The organism is uncultured Lamprocystis sp. (genome assembly GCF_903933125.1).
GTDB lineage: Bacteria > Pseudomonadota > Gammaproteobacteria > Chromatiales > Chromatiaceae > Thiodictyon.
On sequence record NZ_CAIZIZ010000035.1, the window covers coordinates 1 to 8,499 of the forward strand.

Sequence of the window (8,499 nt, forward strand, 5' to 3'; positions counted from 1 at the left end):
CCGGCCCCGTCGCGGCGGGACGCCGCTCCCACGGGGTCGCTGCGCGACTTTCACGGTAAAGCCTCGGCCTCCGGTTTTCCGGCGGCCGGTACGATGATCAAGGCCGTAAACTCGATTACGACAACGACAACGACAACGACCGAGACGCCGAAGGCGTTTCCTAAGAGACTGGTTCAGCTTCTCAATGAACGGTTCCCAAGCAATCTGCAGGAGGGCGAGCGATGAGCAGGCGTTGTTTCCATCCATTCGGTGTCGTCGCGCTGATTGCCCTGTTGGTGGGTTGTGTCCCGGTAAAGGTACGTGAGGACGCGGCCGGCGGTTGGGCCGCGATCCCGCCGGGCAGTACCCTGACCCTGAACCGCCCGGTGCAGGTGCCCCAGGACCGGGCGCGGGTCTTCTTCCTGAGCGGCCGGGTCCGGCCGGCCGGGGCGAACACGGGACCGAGTTGCGGGCTGGAGGTCCGCACCATGTCACGGGAGGGCGCCCAGACCATTGCGCCCCAGACCTTCAGGATCGTCCGGGTGCAAAACCTGTGGACCGAGGTCGCGCGCCTTCAGCGACCGGGGCCGATTCGCTTCCAGCTTGCCCAAGCGACCGACGGGGGCGGCGGGACTCCCCTGATCCAGGAGGGCTATCACCTCTGGCTGAGCGGCGCGGACACCAATGTCATGCGTCTCACCTGCCTCGGTATGCTCGACGACATGTGGCGGGCGCGTGCCATCACACTGGAGGAAATCCGCGCCGCCCTGGGAACGGTCGCGACCCTGGAGATCGTCGGGGGTACTTGACGCGGCCGGCGTCCATCCCCCGGTTGAAGCCCATGATCGCTGTTCCGGGCGAAGCGATCACCCGGATTTGTCCACAGATGTCACAGATGAACACAGATGGGGAAAAGCATGATCAGGACAATGCCGCGACCATCGACACCATCCTGTCGGGATTGCGTTGGGCGACGCTGCTGCGCATGGTCGCCCAGATCATCAGTTGGATTGCGACCATCGTCGTCGTGCGTTTCATCAGCACCAGCGATTACGGCCTCAACGCCATGCTGGAAACGCCCTTGGAGTTTCTCTTTCTGCTCAGCACTTTTGGCCTGGAAAGAGCGCTGGTGCACACCAAGACGCTCGGGCGGAGCGAAGTGCGCAGTGCCTTCGGCTGGCTGCTGCTCGTCAACGGGCTGCTGTTTCTCGCCTACTTTTTCGGCAGTCCACTGATCGCCGACTATTTCAACGAGCCCCGGCTCGAACCCTTGGCGCGGGTGCTGGCATTCGTCTTTCTGCTGTTTCCCTTCCGGGTGATTCCGGACGCTTTGCTCGACCGGGAACTCAAATTCAAGCTCAAGGCCTTCGCCGAACTGGCCGCGGGCATCACCTCCGCCATGACGACCTTGCTTCTCGCCGTCTATGGTGCCGGGGTCTGGGCACTGATCATCGGCGTACTGACCCATCGCGTGCTCCTGGCCGTCATCCTGATGGTCATGCAGCCCTGGTTCGTGGTGCCGTCATTGCGTTTCCACCCGGTGCGCGGGATGATCGCTTTCGGTGGGACCATGGCGCTGGCCAGCGCGGTCACCATCACTGCGAATCTGCTTCCGGTACTGATTGCCGGACCTCGGCTTGGGCCAGAAGCGATGGGCCTGTTTGTCGTCTCGATGCAGTTTGCGCTGTTGCCGCTGGCCAAGATCTCGGCCGTCATCAACCCGATCGTTTTTCCCGCGTTCGCGAAATTTCAGGGCCAGCACGCGGCGGTCGCGCATTACCTGGAGAAATCCATCGGCATCGCCGCGCTGGCCCTGCTGCCGATTATGATCGGACTGGCTTGCGTCGGCGAGGCGTTTGTGTTGACGCTCTTCGGTGAGTCCTGGGCACCCGCCATCGTGCCGCTGACGCTGTTGTCGCTGAGCGTGCCGTTCAGGGGGCTCACGATATTCATCTGGCAGGTGCTCGGCGGCATCGGGTACCCGGGTCTGGTGTTACGATCGGCCCTGGTCGGTTGGGGTCTGCTCTTCATCCTGATCCTCATCGGGGCCAATGCCGGGGTCATCGGCTTGGTGTTGGCCGTGCTGATTGCCGAGCCCATCGTCACCATCGTCACGATCCAGTGGGGTAAGCAAGCGATCGATACGTCATTTCACCGCATCGCCCAGGGCTTGCGTCCGGCGGTGCTCGGCGCGGCCGGCATGGCCGTCGGGGTCCTCGGCGTCAAACTGCTGGTTGCCGCTGAACCGGCACCGGTCCGGCTCGTTGTCGAGGTCGGCGCCGGGGTGGTGATCTATCTCACCATTCTGCGCGTCTTCTTTGCCGAGCAATGGATGAGTACCCTGGCGTTCTTGAGGCGTTAGCGACCTGTGAACATCTGTGGATGAAATTTCCTTCCTTGGGCCACCGCGAAAGCTGGGCGGGCGTCGCGCACTGGTCGAGCGGCGTGCTGACCGCGACGGGGGGTTCCGCTGAACCGCATGCGACTGGAGAAGCACGCCCCCCAACCGGAGGCCGAGGCTTTAGCCGGTGGTCCCCAACCAAGGCAAGACACTGAAATTCAATCATTCCGTGGAACTGGAACGCTTTTCTCGGTTTGCGAAGCCCGTCTTGCGCTAATGATTCAAATCTTGGTTGGCTCCTTTTCGCTGTAGGAGACAACAAGTAAGCGCCAGGGTTCCGACTAGCCGACCCTTAGAAACCGCTGTTGTTAGGGTCCTATTTGATGCTCTTGGGCGTATCTCCGAAGCGCATTATTTACGGCCTCAGCGTCCGGAAACAGCCTGTGCAAATCGGGCTCAATGAGGACGACATTCGTCCCTTCGCGATACCGAGCTGCATATTTTCCTCGTTCCCCAAACTTGATCAGATCAGCGGGGTATTCTGGTCGCAACGTGTCATCGTTGTTCATAGGCTTTGCGCTCTGGAGGCGTCATGAGGCGGGCCGAAAATATCCGGATCGCATGTTCTGTCTCTGTGAACGAGATAACGAGGAATTTTCCCTTTTCTGAAACGCCAAAAAGCAAAAACCTTTCTTCCTCCTGCGAGTGATCCGGACTAGACCACGCCTGTCTACCCGTCAACCCGCGCCGATGCGGTCCCTTCCTGCTCGGTCAGCAATGTCGAAATGAACCACGCCGATGACAATCGCTCATTCGACCAGCGAGTTGTTGTTCACGCCGAATGGTCTATCGATGTGTGCCGGGGCCGCAAGCCGACGCAGCCGGAACCCGCGGAGGTGGCTGACCGCTGTACCTGGAATCATGCCATGCTGACCGCCCCGGTCTCCTCTTCCAGCAAGGCGGCCAGGGCCGACAGCAGCCGGCCGATCTCGGCGTCCAACGCGGTGAATAGTTCGAGGGCGCCGCTGGGGTCGTCGGACCGGCTCAGGGTTTCCAGCGCGTGGGCCAGCCGGGCGGCCTCGTGTGCTCCGAGATTGCCGCAGGCACCCGCCAGGGCGTGGGTCTCGGCGCGAATGCTGTCATTCGCAGCGTCAGTGACCGCGCGACTGAGGGTTGCCAGCCGCTGTGGCAGGTCAGCCAGCGCGGCTTCGATCACGGGTGTGATGTCGCCAATGGCCTCGCGCAGATCGGCGATGACCGCGCGGTCGAGGGGCGATGCAGCGCGCGTCGTGTTCAGGGATGCCGCGGTCGCGGCCGCTGCGGTCGGCGCGGCCCGGGTCCACCAGCGGTCCAGGGTGGCGAGCAGGTCCGGCGCGCGGATCGGCTTGGGCAGATAGTCGTCCATGCCCGCCGTCAGGCAGCGGTCGCGCTCCGCGGGAAACGCATGGGCGGTGAGGGCGACCACGACCTGATGGTAGGCGCCCGCGCCCTGCGCCCGCTCGCGCTCACGCAGCGCGCGGGTCGCGGAGAGCCCGTCCAGGACCGGCATCTCGCAATCCATCAGCACGATATCGAACGACTGGCCGGCCAGGATGTCGAGTGCCTCGGCGCCGTGGTTGGCGATCTGCACCGCGCAGCCGGACCGCTCCAGGATCCCGCGCAGCACCATCTGGTTGACGTGATTGTCCTCGACCGCCAGCACCCGGCAGCCGTCCAGGCGGATGCGCGCCGGGGTGCGGGCGACCTCGGCCGGGTCGGCATGACCGCCGCCGAACAGGTGGGACAGGGTTTCCAGGAGAAGGCGGCGGCGCACCGGCTTGACCAGGGTGTCATCGGCGCCCAGTTCGCGGGCGCGCCGCGCCTCGCCCGTCTCGTCCATGGAGGTCTGCAAGACCACCCGGACCCCGAGACCGCCGGGGTCCGCGCGCAGCCAGGTGAGGACGTCCAGTCCGTCCATACCGGGCATCCTGCGGTCCAGGAGCACCAGATCGAACGGCGGGCCGGCGCCGGGGGCGGCAATCAGCAGTTCCAGTGCCTGGGGACCGTCCGCCGCCTCGGTGCAGATCATGGACCAGGCGCGGCACATGCAATGCAGATAGAGCCGGTTGGTGGCATTGTCGTCGACGATCAGCACGCGCCGTCCGGCGAGTGCCTTGACATCGGCCATCCGCCAGGGCGGGGCCGCCGCGTCGGGGGACGCCTGTTCCAGGGGGATGACGAAGCTGAAGGTGCTGCCCTGACCAGGGGTGCTCTCCAGGTCCAGGGTGCCGCCCATCATCTGGACGAGCTGATTGCTGATGGCCAGTCCCAGACCGGTGCCGCCGAAGCGTCGGGTGGTGCTGTTGTCGGCCTGCCGGAAGGCTTCGAAGATGTGCGCCCGCGCCTGCGGGTCGACGCCGATCCCGGTATCGCAGACCGCGAAGCCGATGCGCGGCGTCAGCGGGTCCGGGTCATCCTGCCAGACCCGCAAGCCCACCTCGCCGTATTCGGTAAACTTGATGGCATTGCCGATGAGGTTGATCAGAACCTGGCGCAGCCGGGTGGGATCACCCACCACCGAGGTCGGCGCCTCCGGGTCGACGTGACAGATCGCCTCCAGACCCTGGCTTATGGCCTTGCCGGCCAGCATCTGCATCACGTCTTCCGCCAGTTCCGGGAGGTTGAAGGGGGTGTGCTCCAGTTCCAGGCGTCCGGCATCGATCTTGGAGAAGTCCAGGATGTCGCCGATCACCCCGAGCAGCCCCTCGGCCGAGTTGATGCCGGTGTCCACGTAGCGCACCTGCTCGGTACTCAGTGCGGTGCCCTTGAGCAGTTCCAGCATTCCCAGGACGCCGTTCAAGGGGGTCCGGATCTCGTGACTCATGCTGGCCAGGAACTGGCTCTTGGCACTGGCCAGTTCCACCGCCCGGTCGCGCGCCTGCTCCAGCACCTCGGCCTGATCGGCGCTGACCGTCACGTCCTGGACCAGCACCACCCGGCCGCCGCTCTCCCCGGCGACGTTCTGGATGTTGAATGCGCGGCGCCGGCCGTCCCGGTCGGTACAGCGATGGGGCAGGGCGGCGATACCCTGGGGGTCGAAGCGGTCGAGCCCGCCGCACTCGCGGGCGAACCGGTCCATGGTGGCGTTGAACGCCTTGAAGCCCTCCGGGGTTGCCGACATGACCCCGATATCCAGGGCCTGGGTGGCGGCGAACAGGATGTCCAGATCCTTGGCCTGCCGGTTGGCCCGCAGGGTGCGCATGATGGAGGCGATGCGCATCAGGAAAATGTTGATCGGGTCGTCTTTCCAGATCAGATCGATGGCGCCGGCATCCAGGGCGTCTTCGATGACCTCCTTGCGCTGGGAGTGCATCACCACCGTGATGTCGCGCGTGCGGTCATCCTCCAGCAGCGCCCGGCAGAGGGCGTCACCGTTGCCGCCGGGCATGAAATAATCCACCACCGCGAGCTGCGGCTTGTGGCGGCGCGCCAGTTCCAGGGCGGCGGCCATGGAGTCGGCGATCAGGACCGCGTAGCCGTTGTTGCGCAGCAGGTCGCCGTATTTGGCGCAAACCGTCGGTGAGTCGTCCACGAACAGGATGGACCCGCCCAGCGGTTCGCGGCTCTTCAGGAGCTGGCGGGCGCGCCAGTCACCCATGCCGCCGGCCTCGCTGTAGGTGGTCAGGAACTTGCGCATCCGATAGGGCAGGAGCGTCAGGTCCTCCTTGAGCTGAATGTCGTTGTTCGGACGCAGGCTCGCCAGTTGGTAGGCCCGGTCGTCGGGCTGTTCGGTGAAGATCATCACCGCGAGGGCGTCCAGGCGGCGCTCGCCGGCGATGCGCTCCAGGAGCTCCCAGCCGTTCATCCCCGGCATCAGCCAGTCGAGCAGGAGTCCGTCGAAGGGTTGACCCGCTTCCAGCGCCTCACCGAGCATCCGATAACCCTGCTCGGCACCATCGGCCGCGGCGCACCGCAAGCCGGCCTGCGTCAGCGATTGGGTACAGACCGCCCGCATGGTCGGAGAATCATCGACGATCAGGACGCGGAACGGGGTCTGCAAAGGCGTGTCCTCAGGCATCCGCGTCTCCTGGTCGATGCGGTCGCAGCAGTCCCAGGCTGGGGTGATGCGGGTCGTGCCGTTTCACTTCGCGCAGATACCCCTGGGCCAGATCCTTCAGTCCTTTCTTATGCAGCAAGAGACCCATCAGGACCAGCGTCTCCACCTGATCGGCCGGGGCCAGGTTCAGGCCGCCGGCCGCGGTGCCGTGGAGCAGCGATTCAGCGATCTCCAGCGCCTCGAAGTCCTCGCCGCAGTCGGCCAGCACCCGGGCCTTACCGAGTCGGGCGAGCGGGTGGCCGGGGTCGGCGGTCAGTACGGCGTCGAAGGCGCTCAAGGCTTCCGCAAAGCGCTTGGCGCGGTAATGCACCTGGGCCTGGGCCAAGTGGGTGGTCAGCGCCGATCCCCGTAACGGCGCCGCCGGGGCGGCACGGGCCGGCCGCGGCAGCGGACGCGACACCGGGGACACCGCGGGTCCACTGGCCCGGGTTGTCAATGGGGCCGGAAGCTGGGTTGGCGGAGCGGTCGACGCGCCGCGGGACGGGGCATCCGCGACCGCCACCCGGCCGGCACGCGACCCGGATTCGGATGCGTCCGCGGCTGGCGCACCCAGGGGACGGAAGCCGACGCAACCGTCGAACTCCTGCATCCGGAAAGCGCCCCGCGGGATATTCCATTCGGCATGATCGACGAACAGCCAGCCGTCCGGGACCAGCAGGCGGCCCAGCACGGCCAGGGCGTCGACGGTGGTCTCGGGGTCGAAGTAGATCAGCAGGTTTTCACAGAAGACGATGTCGAAGCGGCGGGCCAGCACCACTTCGGCATCCTCCAACAGATTGAGTCGGCGCAGCTCCACCCGCGGCAGCAGGGCCGGTTCCAACTGCCAGGCGCGGGATCCCTGGGGCGTGAACCAGCGCCGCGCCAGTTCCGGGTCGGTGCGCCGCAGGGCCAGCGGGCTGTAGCGCCCGCGGCCGGCGTCCGCCACACAGGTCGCCGAGATGTCGCCGCCGACGAGCTGGACTGAATGCGGCGCGATGCGGTGTTCTTCGCACAGGATCGCCAGGCTGTAGGGCTCCTCGCCGCGGGCGCAGGGCAGGGAGAGGATACGCACCGGCTGACCCGGCCGCCGCGCCAGCCGCTCCGGGATCAGCCGGGTGACGACCACCCGCATCTGTTCCTGTGAACGGAAGAAGTAGGACTCGTTGGTGGCGACGGCGTCGATGAAGGCCTGGGGCGGAAGCCCGCCGCTCAAGAGCCGCTGCAGATACCGGGTCGGGTCCAGCCCATGACGCTCGGCCTCAATGCGCACCGCCAGCTCGACCGGGGCCTGATTCTGGTCGGTGATGCTGATGCCGGTGTGGGTGCGGATCCAGTCGCGCAGCGGCTCGGCGACGAGCCCCGGCGGGGACGTCGGACCCGCGGCGAGTGGCGGCTGCGGTGTGCGTTCGCGGCTCATCGCCCGTCCTCGATCCAGTGGGCAATCAGGCGAGCCAACTCCGGCAGGGTCTGGCCATGGGTGACGATCCCACGGCGGATCGGCGCACCCGGCATGCCGTCCACCACGGCGGTGGCCGGATCCTGCACCAGCACCCGGCCGCCGGCGGCCTTGATGAGGGCCAGACCCTCGGCCCCGTCGTCCCCCAGTCCGGTCAGCACCACCCCGCAAATCGGCGCTCGACCCGCGGCCGGGGGGGCCATCCGCGGACCGGCCGCCGGCGCGGCCACCGAAGCCGCGACCGACGCGAACATCCGGTTGATGTTGGGACAGTAGACCGCGTCGCCCGCGGATTCGTATTGCAGTCGCCCGCCCGGTGAGAGGATCAGGTTTCGGCGTCCCCCGCAGGCCAGGTAGACATGACCGGGGATCGGGATTTCGCCGGCCCGCGCCACCGCCGCCGGGTGCCCGGTCTCCTCGCTCAGCCAGAGCGCGAGCCCTTCGGTGAATTCCGGGTCGATGTGCTGCGACACCAGATAGACCGCCGGGAGCCCGCGCGGCAGGGTGCCGAACAGGGTCGCGAGCGCGCTCGGCCCCCCGGTGGAGCTGCCGACCGCGACCACCCGCACCTCGGCATGGTGCGTTGCATTCCCGGCCGGCGCCGGCGCGGGGCCCGACCGGGTCGCGCCGCCGGCCGGCCGCGGCGGC

The 8,499-nt window shown here is 66.7% G+C and carries 7 protein-coding genes; 3 read left to right on the forward strand and 4 right to left on the reverse strand.

What is annotated here, in order from left to right:
- The 3 genes from QZY03_RS01465 to QZY03_RS01475 form a co-directional block, all read left to right on the forward strand.
- Window positions 1-225, forward strand: a 225-nt coding sequence (locus QZY03_RS01465; RefSeq protein ID WP_295577511.1) for a hypothetical protein, incomplete at its 5' end; no start/stop codon positions are given.
- Complete coding sequence (locus QZY03_RS01470; RefSeq protein ID WP_295577513.1) at window positions 222-788, forward strand: hypothetical protein; 567 nt, start codon at window positions 222-224, stop codon at window positions 786-788. The genes QZY03_RS01465 and QZY03_RS01470, both read left to right, overlap by 4 nt.
- An 86-nt stretch (window positions 789-874) precedes the next feature.
- Complete coding sequence (locus tag QZY03_RS01475) at window positions 875-2,341, forward strand: lipopolysaccharide biosynthesis protein (RefSeq protein WP_295577515.1); 1,467 nt, start codon at window positions 875-877, stop codon at window positions 2,339-2,341.
- 534 nt (window positions 2,342-2,875) lie between these two features.
- On the opposite strand, the gene QZY03_RS31900 is transcribed toward QZY03_RS01475, so the two are convergent.
- The 4 genes from QZY03_RS31900 to QZY03_RS01490 all read right to left on the reverse strand — a co-directional run.
- Window positions 2,876-3,061, reverse strand: coding sequence for a BrnT family toxin (locus QZY03_RS31900; protein ID WP_363169029.1), 186 nt, complete (start codon window positions 3,059-3,061; stop codon window positions 2,876-2,878).
- A 178-nt stretch (window positions 3,062-3,239) separates the two neighbouring features.
- Complete coding sequence (locus tag QZY03_RS01480) at window positions 3,240-6,377, reverse strand: response regulator (RefSeq protein ID WP_295577516.1); 3,138 nt, start codon at window positions 6,375-6,377, stop codon at window positions 3,240-3,242.
- Window positions 6,370-7,812 carry a CheR family methyltransferase gene (locus QZY03_RS01485; RefSeq protein ID WP_295577519.1) on the reverse strand — a complete coding sequence of 481 codons (1,443 nt, stop codon included), beginning with the start codon at window positions 7,810-7,812 and terminating at the stop codon, window positions 6,370-6,372. Before QZY03_RS01485 ends, QZY03_RS01480 begins: the two co-directional genes overlap by 8 nt.
- On the reverse strand, window positions 7,809-8,499 hold a 691-nt coding region (locus tag QZY03_RS01490), incomplete at its 5' end, for a CheB methylesterase domain-containing protein (protein WP_295577522.1). The genes QZY03_RS01485 and QZY03_RS01490, both read right to left, overlap by 4 nt.